Raw genomic sequence first — 17,914 nt, forward strand, 5'->3', positions numbered from 1 at the left:
GCGTCGCGTTCAAACCGTTATTCAGGAGAAAAATTGAACCGCAAAGAGTGTTTGGCAGCTAAAGTCATCAGACCAGATGCTTACACCAACAAATATAGTAACTGCAGGCCCGCGAGATATCGCGATACGGATAAGCAAAGTGCACAAGCCGTTACCTCCGAAAACCTCATCCTGCCTGAGTATTGCACCTGTTCAAAATGGCAAAGAAAATAGTTTCCCAAGCTCTCCCCCTAAGAATATCCCTAATTAATGCTTTGCACGCTCAGGAATATTGCCGATATGGCTAGCACATATTATCATTCCCTATGCGCTCACAACGCCATTGGGTTTATTTTGTTGTCGCGTGATTCGTTTGTTCTTTTCCTTCGTTTGTGTCCGGCGGTGCATCTCAGTTCGCGGTTACCCCGTAAACAGGTGATGTTTCTCTTACTGGTTTAAAATAATTAACAGGCTACATTTCAACCATGACCAATACCATCGATTATCTGATGACATTCCGTAAATGCTCCAGTTTGGACAGCTTAGAAAAAGTCTATGACAAGCTTAATTACTCCATCACCAACGATGGCGAAATGAGTAACATGTACCGCGCAGCCGATCATCGCCGCGCAGAATTGGTGTCAGGAAAGCTGTTCGACCTAGGAAAAGTACCGAAGTCACTGTGGGCACAGGTTCTTTAACTCCCCCACGATTACGCGCGCGCTTCTTTTTTATCTTTTATGGCTGATCCCCTTGCCTAGCTCAAGATTTGCTGCCGCGCGTGATACGAAACACATTTATTGGGTTGCCAAAGCTCTACCCTTTTAGCAAATCATCAAGCTACAGGAGTGGAATATGGGGTACTACAACGTTTTAGTTGCAGTAGCAGTGGCGGCAGACAGTCACCGGCTGGTAGAAAAAGCCGTTTCTATTGTGCGCCCCTACAATGGCCAAATCACACTGGTGAGTATGATCGCCAACCCCGAGATCTATAATAACTTCGCTGGCCCAATGCTCGGCGATCTGCGTGCCTTGATGGAAGAAGAGACATTGCTGTTTATGGAAGAGCTGCGCTCGCGCACCGATTACCCCATCAGCAATACCCGTATTATCCACGGTGAGCTGGGCGACTGCCTGACTTATGCCAATCAGCGGCAACCCTTTGATCTGGTTATTTGCGGCAACCACAGTGACAGTATGCTGAACAAAGTGACCTGCTCCGCTGCGCGTTTTATTAATACCAGCAGCATTGATGTATTGATCATACCACTATGACGAACGGGCAATCGCCGTATCATTTCCGCTGACTTACGTTTACGTTTTCCAGGCCAGGCTTGGCTAACGCTTATTTCATAATGTAAATTAAGCCACGTCAAATGATCAGAATCATCCTGCCACAATAAATAATTCCCAATGGAAATCACTTATCTGAAAATATTACCCCCTGATAAAATTGATATTCAACTCACTTAATGAGCGATGTAAAGAATCGCTCATTAAGTGACATGAAAAATACACGTTTATTATTTTTCTTTAGAATGAAAGTTGTCTGTCTGCCATATGCCTATGCGCACATAACGTTATTTTCTCATGCCACATATTGGGTAGACTAGATTACTCACCCTGCCGTTCAGGAGAATCCGATGTCCCAGCAACCGCATTATAGCCGCCGTTTCGTTTTGGCCTCTCGCCCACATGGCGAGCCACTGGCTGAAAATTTCCGCTTGGAAACTGTCGAGATCCCCCAGCCTAAGGTAGGCCAGTTATTGTTACGTACCGTCTACCTTTCGCTTGATCCTTATATGCGTGGCCGTATGAGTGATGCTCCTTCATATGCAGCACCGGTGCAAATCGGGCAGGTTATGGTCGGGGGCACCCTATCCCGCGTCGTTTCATCACTGCATCTTGACTTCAAAACCGGCGATTGGGTGTTGGGCTACGAGGGTTGGCAAGAGTACACGCTGTCGGATGGCCAAGGGTTGCGCAATCTGGGCTCCAAGCTGGACCACCCTTCCCGGCTGCTTGGCGTTTTAGGTATGCCAGGATTTACCGCTTACATGGGGCTGCTGGATATTGGCCAGCCACAAGCGGGGGAAACGGTTGTGGTTGCCGCCGCCAGCGGTGCCGTAGGTTCGGTGGTTGGGCAGATCGCCAAACTAAAAGGCTGCCGCGTGGTAGGCGTTGCCGGTGGGGAAGAAAAATGCCGTTACGTTGTCAATGAGCTGGGTTTTGACGCCTGTATCGACCACCGCGCCCCTCAGTTTGCAGCAAAACTGGCCGCCGCCTGCCCGCAAGGTATTGACGTTTACTATGAAAACGTGGGTGGTGCGGTATTCGATGCGGTTATTCCATTGCTAAACACCAAGGCACGTATCCCGGTCTGTGGCATCATCGCCCAATACAATGCCACCGAATTACCTGCAGGCCCAGATCGCTTACCTTTGCTGCAAAGCCTGATTCTGCGCAAGCGCATCAAGATGCAGGGCTTTATCATCTTCGATGACTATGCCCCGCGTTTTGGTGAGTTTTTGCAGCAAATGGGGGAATGGGTTAGCCAAGGTAAAATCAAATTCCGCGAGGATATCGTCGATGGGCTGGAAAACGCGCCTCAGGCATTCTTTGGTCTGCTGCAGGGGAAAAACTTCGGCAAGCTGGTGATCCGCGTCGGCAACGAGTAATAATCCGGTTAGGGCGCACGGCTCCGGCAGGCGCCCCTTTCATTAACGGACTAGATGCCAATCTCGGTACGTACGTCCAACAGTTCGGGAAAAAAGGTCAGTTCCAAAGCCTTTTTTAAGAAGCTGACGCCGCTGGAGCCCCCGGTTCCTGATTTGAACCCGATGATTCTTTCCACCGTTTTCATATGGCGGAAGCGCCACAGCTGGAAGCTTTCTTCAATATCCACCAGTTTCTCTGCCATTTCGTAGGCTTCCCAATAGGTTTGAGGATTGTTGTAGATCAGCTTGAACACTGGCAACAAATCCGGGTTGCGCTGGTATGGCTGCGTCCAGTCACGCTCAATGCTCGCCTGTGGAATGGGTAAACCATGGCGGGAAAGGTAAAGCAGGAATTCGTCGTACAAGCTAGGGGCTTCCAGCAGCATTTTTAACGCCGCATGTTTTTCTGCATCAGCGCTGAAAACCGCCAACATCGCCGCATTCTTGTTACCCAGCAAAAACTCGATTGAACGATACTGATGGGATTGAAAGCCAGAAGAACTGCCAAGTACCTCACGAAACTCTGCATACTCCGAGGGTGTCAACGTTTCTAATACCGCCCACTGCTCAAACAACAGGCGCTGGATCTGCTTTACCCTGGCCAGAATCTTAAAACAATGGCTAAGTTGATCCTGCTGAACCAGAAGCCGCGCGGCCTGCAATTCGTGCAGCATCAATTTCATCCATAATTCCGACGTTTGATGCTGCACGATAAACAGCATCTCATCATGATGCTGAGGGTTGGAAAGAGGTTGTTGGCAGACCAGTAACCGATCCAGGCACAGGTAATCACCGTAACTCATACGTTTAGAAAAATCGGTGACGATGGTGCCTTCTAATTCCCGCTGATTCATCTTTTCTCTCCCGGCGCTCCGTTCTGGGGAAACGCGCTGCTGGTTGGCAAAATGAGAGAAAACAATAGTTCATTTACGTAACATATAGGCAACAATTAACCAAAGATGTTCTGCAGATCACATGCCTGCCTCTTCCACGCATCAAACCCACAGTGCCTTTATGGATGCCGTTTTTTGCCCGGCATCATTCTGATCAAGGTGTTATCCAGCATAATATAGTGATGAAACAGTGCCCCAACCGCATGAATACCGACAATAAAGTACCCAACATCGGCAATCAGCTCATGGAGCTCTTTCAGATTATGTTGTACGTCAGCATTCGGCTGGCCCGCAATCGGCATAGGATATGAGAAAAATGACCATTCCACATTGCCGTAATACAGCGACAAGCCCCCCAACAAGGGCAGGCTGATGAACATCAGGTAAAGAATGCCATGGGTCGCTTTGGCCAGACGAATCTGCCAGCGTGGAGGCGTTGGGATTATCTCTGGATCTTTATAGGCAAACTTGAGGACAACCCGAATTAACATCAGGAACAATATCGTGACCCCAAAGGTGTAATGCAGCGTTTTCATCCACTCCCTGAGATTACTGCCCTTGGGGGCAATCCCTTTCAGTTCCATCACAGCATAAGTGAGCACGACCAAAATGAAGATTACCCAATGGAAAAAGATCTGACTCGGTGCAAACTTCCGGTTCATGCTTCCCCCTTTCATCTCAATATGTAACCTACGCCTACTATAGCCCTGTTTAGTTAAATCAACATTAAAAGGCTCGCCTGGCTTTTAGCAACCGCTCATCAAAATTCGCATCCAGGTGCGAATTTTTATGATATTCGTATCTGGATACGAATATTTGACAAATTCGTCTTTGGATGCGAATTTACTATGACACCGTCCTCCCATGTTGGCCAAAAAAATGAAGGCAAAAATCAGCGTCATCACCGGCGATTTGGCAAATTCACAGCAGGTTGATACGGCCAGCTATATTGCACATCTCGATAAGTTGCTCTCCGAGTTACAACAAGCCAAGCGCCTACAACAATACGATATCTTTCGCGGTGACAGTTTCCAGATCGTCTCTACGCCAGAGCAGGGATTACTCTTGGCTGTGTATATCCGCATCGCACTACGGGCAGCCAATGCAGCTCATTGGGATGCTCGTTTAGCCATAGGATTGGGTACCCAACAGGCAAAAAACACCGGTTATGGCAGCGCATTCCTTAATTCCGGCAACTCGCTGGATAACATGGCAAAAAATTGCTATCTGGCTCTGAAAACCGACAATGAAAAAATCAACGGCATTGTCAGCGATCTGCTGCCGATGTTAGATCATGTCATCGGCCGTTTGTCACAGTCTGAAGCCAAGATCGTCCAGGCCAGGATGTTTACCGGCACCAACAAAAGCGTAGCCGCAGCGTTGCAGAAAGCGACCTCAACGGTCTCTGCCACCTTAAAACGGGCAGCCTTTGACGAGATGATGCGATTTATCACGGCAATAAACAGGATCACCTCATGACGGATTTAACCTATGCCTCACTGTTGATCTGGATGCTGGTCGTCCATCTGGTTGCCGATTTTCCTCTGCAACCACTCAGTTGGGTGCAGGATAAGGCCCAGAATCGCCGCCGTTCGCGTTTTCTACTGTTACATGCCCTGCTGCATGGCGTGCTGGCAGCTTTTGCTCTCTCCCTATTTGGCTTAATGCATAGCGGATTATCGGCCCTAAACGTGTTGAGCGCACTGCTGATAATCAGCATCAGCCATTACCTGATCGACTTGATGAAAGTGACCTGGTTCACTCGGATAAGCTCAGTGAACAGTCTCTTGCTGGATCAGGGGTTACATATGGCCGTTATCCTTTGCCTGTGGCTGTATCTCAGCCCGCATGCTGGAGAATTGCTATATGTCATATGGCAACAGGCGTCCGGTTGGCAACTCAGCCTGACTTTACTGGCCTACCTGCTGATTTATATGCCCATGGGCATTCTGATCGGGCAGTTGCTGGCGCACTGGGCACCACAAATGCCGCTCAGTGCCAAAGCTGATAACGACTCACTGCTGCGGGCGGGTAAACAGATTGGTTATCTGGAGAGGACGCTGCTCCTGACGTTTGTGCTGATTGGGCAGATTCCCGCCATCGGTTTTCTGCTGGCAGCCAAGTCCATTTTCCGTTTTGGCGATCTGCGGCAAACTGGGGATAAAATGCGTACCGAGTATGTGCTACTCGGTACGCTGTTTTCTTTTACGCTGACCATCATGCTGGGGCTGATGATCAAGAAATTATTATAGCCACTCCCCGAAACGGCGAATGTAGAAACGCTTCATCAGTTGCGCCACGACGCAGTAACTGACCAAGGTTGCTGCCAACCAAGGGAAGTATTCCCACGGCAGTGGCTGTAAGCCAACCCAAGCGCCGAGCGGCGAGAACGGAATATAAATACCGAGCGCCATGATAATCCCGGTGGTCAGCAACACTGGCAACGCGGCCGTGCTCTGGATGAATGGGATCTTCTGGGTTCGCAGCATATGCACCACCAGCGTTTGTGATAACAGCCCTTCGATAAACCAGCCAGACTGGAACAACGCCTGATGTTCCACACTGTTGGCGGCAAATACGAACCACATCAGGGCATAGGTGGTGATATCGAAAATAGACGATGTCGGCCCAATCCACAGCATAAAGCGGCCAATGTTTTTGGCATCCCATTTGCGCGGTTTACGCAGGAACTCTTTGTCCATCTTGTCCCACGGCAGCGACAATTGGGAAATGTCATACATCAGGTTCTGTAACAGCAGGTGGATCGCCAGCATCGGCAGAAAAGGAATAAAGGCACTGGCAACCAGAACAGAGAACACGTTACCGAAATTGGAACTGGCGGTCATATTCAGGTATTTGATGATATTGCCGAAGGTTTCGCGCCCTTTGATGACCCCTTCTTCCAGCACCATCAGGTTCTTTTCCAGCAAAATGATATCGGCCGATTCTTTGGCAATATCGGTGCCGGTATCAACGGAAATCCCTACGTCAGCATCGCGCAACGCCGGAGCATCATTGATGCCATCCCCCAGGAAACCAACCGTATGGCCGTTGGCCTGCAGCATCTTCAGCACACGTGATTTCTGCAATGGCGTCAGTTTAGTGAATACCGTGCGCTGCTCCACTTCACGTGCCAGCAGTACATCATCCATCTGTTCGATTTCCAAACCAGAGAGCGGCTCTCCAGGTTCCAAGCCAACGTCACGACAAATTTTGCAGGTGATCACCGGGTTATCACCGGTCAGCACTTTCACCGCTACGCCATTTTCCTGCAATGCCGCAATCGCTTCCTGCGCACTTTCCTTCGGCGGATCGAGGAAGGTCAGCAGCCCTTCAATCACCAGATCGCGCTCATCCGCCACGCTGAGTGGCAGCGTGCAGCCTTCCTGCCCCAGATCGCGCGTGGCCAGCACCAGCACACGGAAACCATCTTCGTTGTACTGGCAGGCCAGTGCCTGCAAAGCAGCACGGCGCGCGTCATCAATCTCCCGTACCTGCTGCCCTTCGCGCATGTGGGTAGCAATTGCCAGCATCTCTTCCACGGCACCTTTACAAATCAGCAACTGGCGCTGCTCTTCATCCTGCACCACAATCGACAGGCGACGGCGTACAAAATCAAACGGCAGTTCATCCACCTTGCTATAACGCCCGAGTGCCTCAACGCCCGGTTTGCCACGCCCAAAACGGATCACTGCCTGATCCATCAGGTTTTTCATTCCGCTTTGATGGAAACTGTTCAACCAGGCCAGATGCAGTACGTGGCTGTCTTTGTTACCGTTCACATCCAGATGATGCTCTAGGATGATACGATCCTGCGTCAAGGTACCGGTTTTATCGGTACAAAGCACATCCATCGCGCCAAAGTTCTGAATGGCATTCAGACGCTTGACCACCACTTTGCGGCGCGCCATGGCGATCGCGCCTTTGGCCAGGTTGGAACTGACAATCATTGGCAGCATTTCTGGCGTCAGGCCAACGGCCACCGCTAATGCAAACAGCGCGGCCTCCGTCCAGTCGCCCTTGGTGAAGCCATTGATCAGCAGGACGATGGGCACCATCACCAGCATAAAGCGGATCAGCAGCCAACTGACGCTGTTCACCCCCCGATCAAACGCGGTTTGTGAGCGGGAACCGACAATCGACTTGGCCAGAGAACCAAAGTAGGTGCGGCCCCCGGTCGCGACCACTACCGCCGAGGCGGTGCCGCTGGCCACGTTGGTTCCCATCAGGCAAATATTCGACAGTTCAAGCAACTCGCTTTCGCTGGAGGCATCGATTTCAGTCGATTTCTGACTAACGTTACCCAGCGCGTCATATTTCTCGATCGGGATCGCTTCACCGGTCAAGATGGCCTGGCTGATAAACAAGTCACGGGAACTGAGCAACCGCACATCCGCAGGCACCATATCCCCAGCGGAAAGTTGGATAATGTCGCCCGGGACCAGTTCCCGGATCGGGATTTCCACCGCCAACGCCTGAGCGCTGAAACTGCTGCGGCGCAGCACCGTCGCGGTCGTACGTACCATCGATTTCAGCGATTCGGCAGCTTTGTTGGTACGATATTCCTGCCAGAAACGCAGCAAACCGCTCAACGTCACCATCACCAGAATAATGATCACGCCGGTGAGCTCAGTTTCTTCACCGTGCCGGGCCGGAAGCCAATAGTCGGTAAAGAAACTGATCCCCGCCAACACCATCAGAACAAAAATAAACGGGTTATTAAATGCGCTGATTAACTGCACCAACGCATGGGGGGCCTTCTCATGAGCAACCTGATTGGTGCCAAAGTGTTGCAAACGTTCTTGTGCATCTTCCTGGGTTAATCCAATGCGGCTACAGTTTAAATTTGCCAACGTCTGATCGAGGCTGTTCTTTGCCTCAAGAGCGATGGCATAGGGCGCGCTGCTTTTATCACGGCGGCGTGCTTTTTCTTTAATATAGGTCATGACGCTATTCTCTTATTTTACTCTGCGCACAGGGGGATCCCGCCCGGATTAACAGGTGAACATGCGCAAGGTGGAATTTATTGAATTAGCGTTGTTAACGTCATTATTATTGCGCTAACAACGCAGAATAATAAACGCTCCGGGGTGCTCGTCCATAACGGCTCCTTATCACCAAGTAGGTGAATGTTGATAATAATTAAACCGGCAATTCAGAAGCGACTCGCCAATGCACCGCACTGACGCTTCTTTCCAGACTGACGCGGCAGACAATACTTTCAATATCTTTCTGTGCAACGGGATTGGCGATAATTTCCGCACACACTTCTAACTGACCAGGAATGGCAATATCGGCACTGCGCAGCGATTGCAAACGTAATGCAACGCCGTTCAACGCTTGCAGAATTAACGTGCGTACCAATATTTCATCCTGTTCGCCACAGGTCACCATGATGCGGTAGCGTAATTCCAGATCAACCGCCTGTTGTTGCGGTTGCAGATTAATACGCTGCGCCGCTTCACGTAGCAGGATGTTGGCACACAGGATCACCAGCGTCGCCAGTACGGCCTCCCAATGTTGCCCTAGGCCGCACAACACGCCGATCGCCGCAGAGCACCACAGTGTCGCCGCCGTATTCAACCCACGAATATTGAGACCTTCACGCATAATGACGCCAGCGCCAAGAAAGCCGATCCCGGAAACAATTTGCGCAGCGATACGCCCAGCACTAGAGGGTTCCGTGGTAAACGAACTCAGGATAAATACCGCAGCACCAGTCGCCACTAACGCATTGGTACGTAAGCCGGCCATACGTTGCCGCCATTGCCGCTCGGCCCCAATAATTGCGCCCAGGCTCATCGCCAGTAATAAATTTAAGACAAAAGGAGTCATAGCCATGATCTTCCCCTTAATAAACAGCAGGAGGGTGAATCATGTGCTGTTAAGCACACGCAAGATTGCGCTGACAATAAATCAGCGGATTAGCGTTGAATGCCTGGAGGGAAAAGGTTGTAGCGATGAAAGACCATAATAATATCCGAATCAAATCTCCCGAAGCCATTCAGCCTCAGGTACAACAATGATGTTCGGGTTGGCACAACTCGCAATAACGAGAGAGGGTGCTGCCCGCCGTGTTCGGCAAGCAACAAATCAGAAGGAGATCGGTCAGCTTGCCTTAATTATTTCGCTGCTACTACAACTGTCCAATTGATTTTCTCCGCTGAAATTTTGGCTGAAGTATAGTTATATGGCCCTATGAAGTAAAGACTAATTTATTAAACGAATACTAAACTGAATATCCTCGTTATTTAATTATGTCGGTAATAATCTCCCCTAAATAATTTGCGTGACAGAAAGGTAAGCCCCCCTGATTCACCCGAGTTGTTGCTGTAACCAATGCAGTAGTGCTTCAACCGCAGGTTGCAAACCCGTGGCCTGCGGCCACACCAGATAAGTATCGTCATTCCCCAAACGCTGTGCCGCTGCTAACGGCACCAACCGGCCCTCAGCAATCAAGTCGCCGACCAGCACCGCTTTCACCAAGGCAATGCCAAACCCCTGTTCAGCAGCGCGGATCAGCAAACCTGCATCATTAAATAGCGCCACTTGCTGACCACCGCTGGCATACCCTTGTGCCTGAAACCAGGTACGCCAAGGCGTGACATCATGTTCAAGCAGGGGAAGCGTGGCCTCAGCACGGGCAAAAGCCTGCTGCCACTGCAAGGCCAACGCCGGGGTGGCAACCGGCACCACTTCACCTGTGGCAATTCGCTGTGCTTGCACACCTGGCCATGTTCCCTGCCCCAGGCGAATCGCCGCATCAAAACCTTTACGAGCCAAATCCTGTACGACCAGGGTAGCGTCAATATCCAACCGAATCCCAGGGCAAGCACGATGGAACTCTGCCAATCGAGGCAATAACCAATAATGGGCAAAAGAAGGCAGTACGCTGATGCGCAACGTCTGGCTTGCCGCAATCCGTCTGACGCGGCTGATACCTTGCTGCAAGGCTACCAACGCGGGCTCAGCCACGGCCAGCAGTTCACGACCGGCAGCATTCAGCCGCACCCCACGCCCATTACGCTCAAATAACGGACAGCCAATGGCCTGTTCGAGTTGCTGAATCTGTTGGCTGACGGCGCCATGAGTCAGGTGTATCTGTTGCGCGGTTGCGCGCAGATTCTCCAGCCGAGCAGCAATAATAAACGTTGGTAAAAGATGAATAGGCAGACGATCGTTCATTTCTGGTTAGCTTTATTATCCAAAAAGGCTATTTTTCATCGATATCGATGCCAATGCAAATCCTCTATCCTGTCATCCTAACTTATTGGCACTAAGGAAAAATACATGCACCCGCGTTTGCAACAGGATCTTGACGATCTTCCTGGCATACTTGACCACACCAATCAGTTGGCAAAAGGGTTTCTCGCAGGGCTGCAGCAGCGCCCAGTATGCCCGCCATTGGCCGCACAACAGCTTAACGCCGAGGATAAAATACTGCGGGAAGAAGGCCACGGAGCGCTAGCAGCTCTGGACGATTTTTGGCAGCGTTATGCCACCGGGCTCTCCGCTAGCGCCGGACCACGCTACTTTGGCTTTGTCACCGGCGGTAACACCCCGGCGGCCTTGGCAGCCGACTGGCTGGTTAGTATTACAGACCAGAACAGCCAACTCAGCCATGATACCATTGCTGCAGCCATCGAGTTGGCCACGATTGAGCAACTCAAAGCACTCTTGCATCTGCCGGCTGATTTCAGCGGTAGCTTTGTCAGCGGAGCCACTATGGCCAATTTTGTCGGTATCGCTATCGGCCGCCAATGGCTTGGGCTGCAGCGCGGAATTGATGTGGCACAGCAAGGGCTGGCAGCCTTGGGCCCAATTCAGGTACTTTCAGCCAATGCACACTCCAGCAGTGTGAAATCACTCAGCATGCTCGGTATCGGGCGTGATGCATTGCAAAGCATCTCTCAGCAGGCCAACTCGGAAGCGATCGACATCACCGCTTTGGAACAGCATCTTGCCGCGACGCAGGGCAGACCGACGATGGTATTAGCCAGCGCCGGTACGGTGAACACCGCCACCTTCGACGATCTGCCTGGTTTGCTGGCGTTACGCGAACGCTATCCATTCTGGCTGCATGTAGATGCCGCATTCGGCGGCGTGGCCGCCTGTTCCACCCGCTATGAACACTTGCTGCAAGGCTGGCAACAAGCCGACTCGATCACCGTCGATGCGCACAAATGGATGAACGTCCCCTATGACAGCGCGATTCAGTTCACCCGTCATTTGGCGCTGCAAATGCAGGTATTCCAGAATCACTCAGTTTATCTGGAAGCCCCGACCTTGCGCCCAGATAACTATCTGCACCTGACGCCAGAGAACTCACGGCGTTTTCGCGCTCTGCCATTATGGATGGCATTGAAGGCTTACGGCCGCAACGGCATGCGGGAGATTGTGGAGCGAAACGTCACACTAGCACGCCGTTTGGGGGAGGGGTTAGCGGCCAGTAAAGGATTCCGCCTGCTGGCCCCGGTCAACCTGAACATCCTGTGCTTTGCCTTGACAGAGATTGAAGGTGAAGCAGAAGCCGCGCGTGACCGTTTTCTCGCACGTCTGGATCAGCATGGAGTAGTGCGCTGTACACCCACTCACTATGCCGGTCAGCCTGGCATTCGTGCTGCACTGGTAAACTGGATGACCGAGGAGCGGGATATCATCTTGGCATTAGAATCAATGCGTACCTGCCGGTCAGAAGCTATTTAACCGTCGGGCGAAATGACGCCGTTGTGATAGCGTAACGGCGTATTACCCAGCGTTTAGCCATACCGCTATCGTGCAGCAGTTCACAAGCACGCTCAGTCCTACAGCCTGTAAATTGTTAAGAAAAATCTGATTTTCTATTTCACCCGCTCCTTTCTGTTACAGCCAACGTACACCTACAATAATCAGGTAAAGTGCTATGCTGAATGCGGTATCACCATTGAAAAAGCCGATGGGCCGCAGGATAAAAACAAATTAACTATATGTTAATAAAGAAAAAATCATAACTTCAATCCGTCCCCTTCTTGCTTGGCGGGAAATTATCCAAATGATTATCATCATCAACAAAACCAATTAATTTATGCAACGAATTGAATTTGAATGTTAAATTCAAATTAATGATACAGGCAACCCACACATGACGATCAAAAAACAAGCAAATACAAAATGAAAGTTAATGTTTAAGTACTGTTTAATAGTTATCCTACAACGGCATAAACAGGCCTTGTGCTAAGCTAGAACAAGTTAACGACACTGAACCAACCAATTAAGTGGTATATGGTGTGATTACCAATGATGATTCAACCAGCAGGTATAATAATCCAACTTAAGCTAAACTGATGGATTGTTAGGATTAAAAAATTTAGTCAGAAAAGGCATTGAGTAGTGTTAGTTTTATTGATAGAACTTGGCGTTCATAAAATGCAATTTTTTTGTACCTTTTCAGCCTTGAAAATCAGGCTTTTCTTATTACTACCGCAGTAAACGGGTTTAAGTGGGGAGTTTCAAATGCCAACAATTATCATGGATTCATGTAGTTATACTAAACTAGGACTGACGGATTATCTGGCCGCACATGGTATGAAAAAACGCCATATTAGTGCTGTCACCGATATCGATTGTTTGAATGAAAAATGTACCAAGCTTAAGCCGAACCTGGTTTTTTTGAATGAAGATTGCTTTATACATGAAGCAGATGCGACGGAAAGAATAAAACGGGTTATTTCTCAGCACCCTGATACGTTATTCTTTATCTTCATGGCGATCACCAATGTCCATTTCGACGATTATTTATACGTACGTAAAAACGTTATCATCTCGTCAAAGTCCATCAAGCCAGAAACAATGAGTCGGCTGCTCACTCACTACCTTGAGAAAAAAACAGCCCGCCTTGAAAAAAACTCACTCGACCAAACTCCGGTGACACTCAGCCAGACCGAGTCCAATATGTTACGCATGTGGATGTCCGGCCAGGGAACCATTCAAATCTCCGATCAGATGCAGATCAAAGCAAAAACGGTCTCTTCCCATAAGGGCAATATCAAAAGAAAAATCAAAACGCACAACAAACAGATTATTTATCATGTTGTTCGCTTAACCGACACACTGACCAATGGCATATTCGTTAACAACCGCTGACCTAACTCGCGCCACAATCTCACAGGTTGTTTCACTGTGAGGCCAAACAAGCGCTCTACTGGAGTCTTTCTCCAGCGAAACCGAAATACCTGTTCGCATCGACACGTTTTGTCCTGTCGCAACGGGTATTCCCGTTTAATTGCTAATGCCGATATCCGCCAAGATGGTGTCTTTCAGCTAAAAATTGGCCATGAACCGGGGAGTTATTTCTGTTCTGCGGAACGCAATTCAACGAAAGTCCCATCACGACTGTCGATCTCATTGAAGAACCATATACCGGCAGGATAATCCTCCAATGCCACCAGATACATGGTGCCTTCATTAAATACCTCTACTGCCAACACAACGCCTTCACGGCGTGGGCCACCGTCGGTTTTCACCGTCACTAGATCGTTAACCTTCATGATTTACCTCATCATTTGTCGCGATTATCAGCGCATGGCAGAATAAGAAGAGAAACACCGTAAGCACACTTCTTCGGGTTGCGCCCCACCCAAGCAGTTATTCTAAACCGTTAAAGCTTAGCAGAGCACCGCCACACGATTCTCACTGTTCTGACATTCTGCCCAGCAAATTACAGGCACAAAAAAACCCGCCTTGGCGGGTTTTTATCAATCAGCAATGCCGATTAGATAGCGGTAACGTTAGCCGCTGACGGACCTTTAGCACCGTTCTCGATAGAGAACTGTACGTTCTGGCCTTCAGCCAGGGTCTTGAAACCTTGATCCTGGATAGCAGAGAAGTGTACGAATACATCTTTGCTGCCGTCTGCAGGAGTGATGAAACCGAAACCTTTAGATTCGTTAAACCACTTCACTTGACCTTTGATCATGTTAGACATGTCTAATTCCTTCAATAATAAATTTAAGCCGCCATGGGCATGTTATAGCCGGTCATCAGTTACTTATGGAGGCACTAGAAAGGAAATTCGTCAGAGAAGAGCTATCTAGGATAACGCTTTAAATTTGAACTACTTTACTCAAAATGTCGTGCATAAATAGGTCTGTACCACAGGCCGGTAAGCATTACCTCATGACCGGCGTTGAATAGCAACTCTTTTTTGCCTTACAAGAGCAGAAACCGGGGCGACTGCACAGTATTTGCTCCCATCAGTCGGAATTATAGGCACTTTCCTTGGCAATAGTGTGGATGAAGGCTGTTGCAGCAACAGAGCTGATACCCCCTTGCGCTAGCGCACACTTTAGTTTGGTGTCATGTTTCCATCACAAGAACGTCACAATACCACCATAAGATAATCAGCGATTATCCTCATTCGGTTAACACCAAGGATTCCGTTTATGACCATGGTTAAAGCAGCCAATCATCAAGAAGCAGAAACCCTGATCCGCTCAGGGAGCGCAAAAAAAATCGAGCTGGCCTATAACATTGACAGCGACGATTTCTTCCAGCTCGCCAGCTTGTGGTGTGATCAAGGTGCCAAAATTTCCAAGGGGAAAGAACACTTTATCATCTCATTAAAAGGTTTTCGCATTCCGCCGAACGACTGACGCAGCCCCTCTTTGGGTAGCTCCGCCCTATCTCCTACATACCGCAGCGGTTATTCCTATAAAATAATACCGTTCCGCAGGTGTATCCCTGAATCGGGCATCTTCCCGATTCCCCATACAAGGAGAATGGCATGTCAACCAGTGCACCACTGCCTAATACCATGAAAGTTATCGAAATCAGCCAGCCCGGTGGGCCAGAGGTTCTCGTGCTCGCAGAGCGCTCGCTCCCTGCGCTGGCACCCGGTGAAATATTGGTGAAAGTTGCCGCAGCCGGGGTCAACCGCCCAGATGTCATGCAGCGCCGCGGGCAATATGCGCCACCACCGGGTGCCACTGATATTCCAGGGCTGGAGGTAGCAGGGGATGTGATTGCGGTCGGCAGCGGAGTGCAGCGCTACGCAGCTGGCGATCAGGTTTGTGCGTTGATCGCCGGGGGCGGCTATGCGCAATATTGCAAAGTACATGAGAGCAATGCGTTACCGGTGCCGAGGGGTTTCAGTATGATTGAGGCCGCCGCTATCCCAGAAACCTTCTTCACCGTTTGGGTGAATGTCTTTCAACGCGGCCATCTGCAAGCCGGGGAAACGGTACTGATTCATGGCGGGACTTCCGGGATCGGCACAGTGGCCACCATGTTGGCGAAAGCGTTCGGTGCGCACGTCATCACCACGGTAGGTTCGGAGGAGAAGCGCCAGGCCAGTCTGGCGCTCGGAGCCGACGTAGCCATTAATTACCATAGCGAAGATTTCGTTGAGCAAACGAAACGCGCCACCGATGGCAAAGGCGCGAACGTGATTGTCGATCTGATTGCCGGTGATTATGTCGCCAAGAATTATCAGGCCGCCGCAATGGATGGCCGTATTGTGCAGATCGGAACCCAGCACGGTGTGATCAAAGAACTTAATCTGATGCCATTGCTGCTTAAACGCCTCACCCACACCGGTTCGACCTTGCGGGCACGCAGCGTGGAAGATAAAGCGCAGATCGCCGCCGAATTAGAGCAAAAGGTGTGGCCATTATTGGAACGCGGTGCGTTAAGACCGCAGATTTTCAAGACGTTCCCACTGGAACAAGCCGCACAGGCCCATGCGCTGATGGAGTCCAGCGTTCATATTGGCAAGATCGTCTTGGTGCCCTGAAAACCAATCCCTGCGGGCCTCCGTCTGCAGGGAACATCAACAGCATAAGTTTCGACATTCACTTTCTGGCCAATGGGCAGAGAAAAGGGCCGCCACAGCGACCCTGTAATCACTATCTGGCTAGCTTCTGACTTTTCTGTAGATAAGCAGCACCACCAAAGCACCAACAACGGCCACCACAAAGCTGCCCAGATTAAAACCATCGACTCGGCCCATACCGAAGAAGGTACTGATATAGCCACCGACAACCGCCCCGACGATCCCCAAGATGACGGTCATGATAAAACCGCCATCATCTTTGCCTGGCATGATCCACTTAGCCAGAATACCGGCGATTAACCCAAAAATGATCCAGGAAATGATACCCATTTTTACTCTCCCGATTTATTTTCTGACTAAAAAAAAACCAATCACCAAACCAACATTAGCACCGACACTAACCCATCGGTTGTCTGTTATTTAGGAACAATTCACAAATATTTCATATCATTAACGTGACGCAGTCTGAAGGCCGCTGGCAAAACGCCATACAGGGCCAATACAGGCCAAGCCTTGCCTACTGGTGTTCCCCGCTAACGGCACCTCCAGGCAGCCAATTAAACAGGTGCGTATCTGCAATAATTCGTATCTGCATGTTATTACTATAGTAAAAAATCAGCACTTTACTCAGTTATCGACGACAGATTTTGGTTGTACAAAATTTATGCTAATGTCATCTTGTTGTCATTTCTAACAGGTATAACAAGCTATACTTGCTTTATGGGCATCGGACTCGATGATGGGGATTGAGCCATGGGTAACACATCTTTCATACTGTTTCTGGTAGTGATCTATGCACTAGCCGCAGTGTGGGATGGTTCTGCCGCACTGCTGTTTATGTGATCCTATCCAGATAGGATTGTTCTTTACGGTGAGCATTCACCGGGTGTTTTTTCGTCCTAATTTCCCTCAATGAACGATGGCTCCCACTTCTCGACTGCTCTCGCTCACCCGCCCTACCTGACCGCGCTTACGGGCGTCTACACTTAGTGATGCCACTGCCCCACTCGGGGCGATCCCCGTTAACCGAGGTTATTATCATGTTGATTCAACCCTATCTGTTTTTCACCGGTAACTGTGAACAGGCAATCAATTTCTATGCTCAGCAACTGGGCGGTAAAATCGTTGTAATGATGCGCTATAAGGATATGCCAGCGGCAGACCAGCAAAATGGCCCACCCAATGTCGATCCGGAAGCCATCATGCATGTACGGCTGGAGGTCGGTAACAACGTCATCATGGCGTCAGACAGTTGCCCGGCGGAACCCGGGGACCTATCGCATAAAGGTTATTCGCTGTCGATCAAGTTAGATGATGTCAGCCAGGGCCGCGATTTATTCACTCGCCTGGCAGATGGTGGCAACGTTAATATGCCGTTCCAGCCCACCTTCTGGGCCAAAGGCTTTGGCATGCTGACGGATCAATTTGGCGTTAACTGGATGATTAACGTTGAATAGCGGCACCACAAAAACGGTGCCTTTCTCACATGAAAGGCACCGTGTTCAGTGAGCGCAAGC

18 protein-coding genes are annotated in these 17,914 nt (G+C 49.9%); 10 read left to right on the forward strand and 8 right to left on the reverse strand.

Annotation, left to right across the window (positions count from 1 at the left end; all coding sequences use genetic code 11):
- Window positions 1–464: 464 nt before the first annotated feature.
- The 3 genes from ydgT to WG891_RS19670 all read left to right on the forward strand — a co-directional run bounded on the left by ydgT (window position 465) and on the right by WG891_RS19670 (window position 2,657).
- Window positions 465–680: a transcription modulator YdgT gene (gene ydgT, locus WG891_RS19660; RefSeq protein WP_337261625.1), complete on the forward strand. Its 216-nt coding sequence runs from the start codon at window positions 465–467 to the stop codon at window positions 678–680.
- A gap of 154 nt (window positions 681–834) precedes the next feature.
- Complete coding sequence (uspC, locus tag WG891_RS19665; protein WP_337261626.1) at window positions 835–1,254, forward strand: universal stress protein UspC; 420 nt, start codon at window positions 835–837, stop codon at window positions 1,252–1,254.
- 368 nt (window positions 1,255–1,622) lie between these two features.
- On the forward strand, window positions 1,623–2,657 hold the full coding sequence (locus tag WG891_RS19670; protein WP_337261627.1) for an NADP-dependent oxidoreductase: 1,035 nt from the start codon (window positions 1,623–1,625) through the stop codon (window positions 2,655–2,657).
- Between the two features lie 50 nt (window positions 2,658–2,707).
- Here the strand turns inward: WG891_RS19670 and kynA are convergent, their stop codons facing one another.
- Complete coding sequence (kynA, locus tag WG891_RS19675) at window positions 2,708–3,550, reverse strand: tryptophan 2,3-dioxygenase (protein ID WP_337261628.1); 843 nt, start codon at window positions 3,548–3,550, stop codon at window positions 2,708–2,710.
- Window positions 3,551–3,708: 158 nt separating this feature from the next.
- On the reverse strand, window positions 3,709–4,251 hold the full coding sequence (locus WG891_RS19680; RefSeq protein ID WP_337261629.1) for a cytochrome b: 543 nt from the start codon (window positions 4,249–4,251) through the stop codon (window positions 3,709–3,711).
- Between the two features lie 217 nt (window positions 4,252–4,468).
- Between WG891_RS19680 and WG891_RS19685 the strand changes: the two genes are divergently transcribed.
- Window positions 4,469–5,068 (forward strand): hypothetical protein, encoded by a 600-nt coding sequence (locus tag WG891_RS19685; protein ID WP_337261630.1) that lies wholly within the window; start codon window positions 4,469–4,471, stop codon window positions 5,066–5,068.
- Complete coding sequence (locus WG891_RS19690) at window positions 5,065–5,841, forward strand: DUF3307 domain-containing protein (protein ID WP_337261631.1); 777 nt, start codon at window positions 5,065–5,067, stop codon at window positions 5,839–5,841. Before WG891_RS19685 ends, WG891_RS19690 begins: the two co-directional genes overlap by 4 nt.
- On the opposite strand, the gene mgtA is transcribed toward WG891_RS19690, so the two are convergent.
- The 3 genes from mgtA to WG891_RS19705 all read right to left on the reverse strand — a co-directional run bounded on the left by mgtA (window position 5,836) and on the right by WG891_RS19705 (window position 10,774).
- Window positions 5,836–8,535 (reverse strand): magnesium-translocating P-type ATPase, encoded by a 2,700-nt coding sequence (gene mgtA, locus WG891_RS19695; protein ID WP_337261632.1) that lies wholly within the window; start codon window positions 8,533–8,535, stop codon window positions 5,836–5,838. The two genes, WG891_RS19690 and mgtA, sit on opposite strands and share 6 nt — an antisense overlap.
- A gap of 196 nt (window positions 8,536–8,731) precedes the next feature.
- Window positions 8,732–9,430 (reverse strand): MgtC family protein, encoded by a 699-nt coding sequence (locus tag WG891_RS19700; protein WP_337261633.1) that lies wholly within the window; start codon window positions 9,428–9,430, stop codon window positions 8,732–8,734.
- 474 nt (window positions 9,431–9,904) lie between these two features.
- Entirely contained in the window at window positions 9,905–10,774 is an 870-nt protein-coding gene (locus WG891_RS19705) for a LysR substrate-binding domain-containing protein (protein WP_337261634.1), read from the reverse strand.
- A gap of 105 nt (window positions 10,775–10,879) precedes the next feature.
- Here WG891_RS19705 and WG891_RS19710 point away from each other — a divergent pair, with 105 nt between their 5' ends.
- Both WG891_RS19710 and rcsA read left to right on the forward strand, forming a co-directional pair.
- Window positions 10,880–12,295: a pyridoxal phosphate-dependent decarboxylase family protein gene (locus WG891_RS19710; protein WP_337261635.1), complete on the forward strand. Its 1,416-nt coding sequence runs from the start codon at window positions 10,880–10,882 to the stop codon at window positions 12,293–12,295.
- A 786-nt stretch (window positions 12,296–13,081) separates the two neighbouring features.
- Complete coding sequence (gene rcsA, locus WG891_RS19715) at window positions 13,082–13,711, forward strand: transcriptional regulator RcsA (RefSeq protein WP_337261636.1); 630 nt, start codon at window positions 13,082–13,084, stop codon at window positions 13,709–13,711.
- 203 nt (window positions 13,712–13,914) lie between these two features.
- Here the strand turns inward: rcsA and dsrB are convergent, their stop codons facing one another.
- Window positions 13,915–14,115 (reverse strand): protein DsrB, encoded by a 201-nt coding sequence (gene dsrB / locus WG891_RS19720; protein ID WP_337261637.1) that lies wholly within the window; start codon window positions 14,113–14,115, stop codon window positions 13,915–13,917.
- A gap of 224 nt (window positions 14,116–14,339) precedes the next feature.
- Window positions 14,340–14,552 carry a transcription antiterminator/RNA stability regulator CspE gene (gene cspE, locus WG891_RS19725; RefSeq protein ID WP_004946278.1) on the reverse strand — a complete coding sequence of 71 codons (213 nt, stop codon included), beginning with the start codon at window positions 14,550–14,552 and terminating at the stop codon, window positions 14,340–14,342.
- Between the two features lie 457 nt (window positions 14,553–15,009).
- Between cspE and WG891_RS19730 the strand changes: the two genes are divergently transcribed.
- Together WG891_RS19730 and WG891_RS19735 are read left to right on the forward strand one after the other, a co-directional pair.
- Window positions 15,010–15,219: a hypothetical protein gene (locus WG891_RS19730; protein WP_337261638.1), complete on the forward strand. Its 210-nt coding sequence runs from the start codon at window positions 15,010–15,012 to the stop codon at window positions 15,217–15,219.
- Between the two features lie 131 nt (window positions 15,220–15,350).
- Window positions 15,351–16,358: an NAD(P)H-quinone oxidoreductase gene (locus tag WG891_RS19735; protein WP_337261639.1), complete on the forward strand. Its 1,008-nt coding sequence runs from the start codon at window positions 15,351–15,353 to the stop codon at window positions 16,356–16,358.
- Window positions 16,359–16,478: 120 nt separating this feature from the next.
- Here WG891_RS19735 and WG891_RS19740 read toward each other — a convergent pair whose 3' ends face one another.
- Window positions 16,479–16,727: a GlsB/YeaQ/YmgE family stress response membrane protein gene (locus WG891_RS19740; protein ID WP_337261640.1), complete on the reverse strand. Its 249-nt coding sequence runs from the start codon at window positions 16,725–16,727 to the stop codon at window positions 16,479–16,481.
- 710 nt (window positions 16,728–17,437) lie between these two features.
- Here WG891_RS19740 and WG891_RS19745 point away from each other — a divergent pair.
- A complete protein-coding gene (locus WG891_RS19745; RefSeq protein ID WP_337261641.1) occupies window positions 17,438–17,854 on the forward strand; it encodes a VOC family protein in 417 nt (138 codons plus the stop codon).
- The last annotated feature ends 60 nt before the right edge of the window (window positions 17,855–17,914 follow it).

Origin of the sequence: Serratia sp. MMO-28 (assembly GCF_037199905.1) — a bacterium.
GTDB lineage: Bacteria > Pseudomonadota > Gammaproteobacteria > Enterobacterales > Enterobacteriaceae > Chania > Chania oryzae.

Coding starts and splice junctions, on each gene's coding strand:
- cspE (WP_004946278.1), bottom strand. CDS start 14,552: ATGTCTAACATGATCAAAGGTCAAGTGAAGTGGTTTAACGAATCTAAA.
- ydgT (WP_337261625.1), top strand. CDS start 465: ATGACCAATACCATCGATTATCTGATGACATTCCGTAAATGCTCCAGT.
- rcsA (WP_337261636.1), top strand. CDS start 13,082: ATGCCAACAATTATCATGGATTCATGTAGTTATACTAAACTAGGACTG.
- WG891_RS19700 (WP_337261633.1), bottom strand. CDS start 9,430: ATGGCTATGACTCCTTTTGTCTTAAATTTATTACTGGCGATGAGCCTG.
- WG891_RS19745 (WP_337261641.1), top strand. CDS start 17,438: ATGTTGATTCAACCCTATCTGTTTTTCACCGGTAACTGTGAACAGGCA.
- WG891_RS19705 (WP_337261634.1), bottom strand. CDS start 10,774: ATGAACGATCGTCTGCCTATTCATCTTTTACCAACGTTTATTATTGCT.
- WG891_RS19740 (WP_337261640.1), bottom strand. CDS start 16,727: ATGGGTATCATTTCCTGGATCATTTTTGGGTTAATCGCCGGTATTCTG.
- WG891_RS19680 (WP_337261629.1), bottom strand. CDS start 4,251: ATGAACCGGAAGTTTGCACCGAGTCAGATCTTTTTCCATTGGGTAATC.
- WG891_RS19690 (WP_337261631.1), top strand. CDS start 5,065: ATGACGGATTTAACCTATGCCTCACTGTTGATCTGGATGCTGGTCGTC.
- kynA (WP_337261628.1), bottom strand. CDS start 3,550: ATGAATCAGCGGGAATTAGAAGGCACCATCGTCACCGATTTTTCTAAA.
- WG891_RS19685 (WP_337261630.1), top strand. CDS start 4,469: ATGAAGGCAAAAATCAGCGTCATCACCGGCGATTTGGCAAATTCACAG.
- WG891_RS19730 (WP_337261638.1), top strand. CDS start 15,010: ATGACCATGGTTAAAGCAGCCAATCATCAAGAAGCAGAAACCCTGATC.
- WG891_RS19735 (WP_337261639.1), top strand. CDS start 15,351: ATGTCAACCAGTGCACCACTGCCTAATACCATGAAAGTTATCGAAATC.
- WG891_RS19670 (WP_337261627.1), top strand. CDS start 1,623: ATGTCCCAGCAACCGCATTATAGCCGCCGTTTCGTTTTGGCCTCTCGC.
- WG891_RS19710 (WP_337261635.1), top strand. CDS start 10,880: ATGCACCCGCGTTTGCAACAGGATCTTGACGATCTTCCTGGCATACTT.
- mgtA (WP_337261632.1), bottom strand. CDS start 8,535: ATGACCTATATTAAAGAAAAAGCACGCCGCCGTGATAAAAGCAGCGCG.
- dsrB (WP_337261637.1), bottom strand. CDS start 14,115: ATGAAGGTTAACGATCTAGTGACGGTGAAAACCGACGGTGGCCCACGC.
- uspC (WP_337261626.1), top strand. CDS start 835: ATGGGGTACTACAACGTTTTAGTTGCAGTAGCAGTGGCGGCAGACAGT.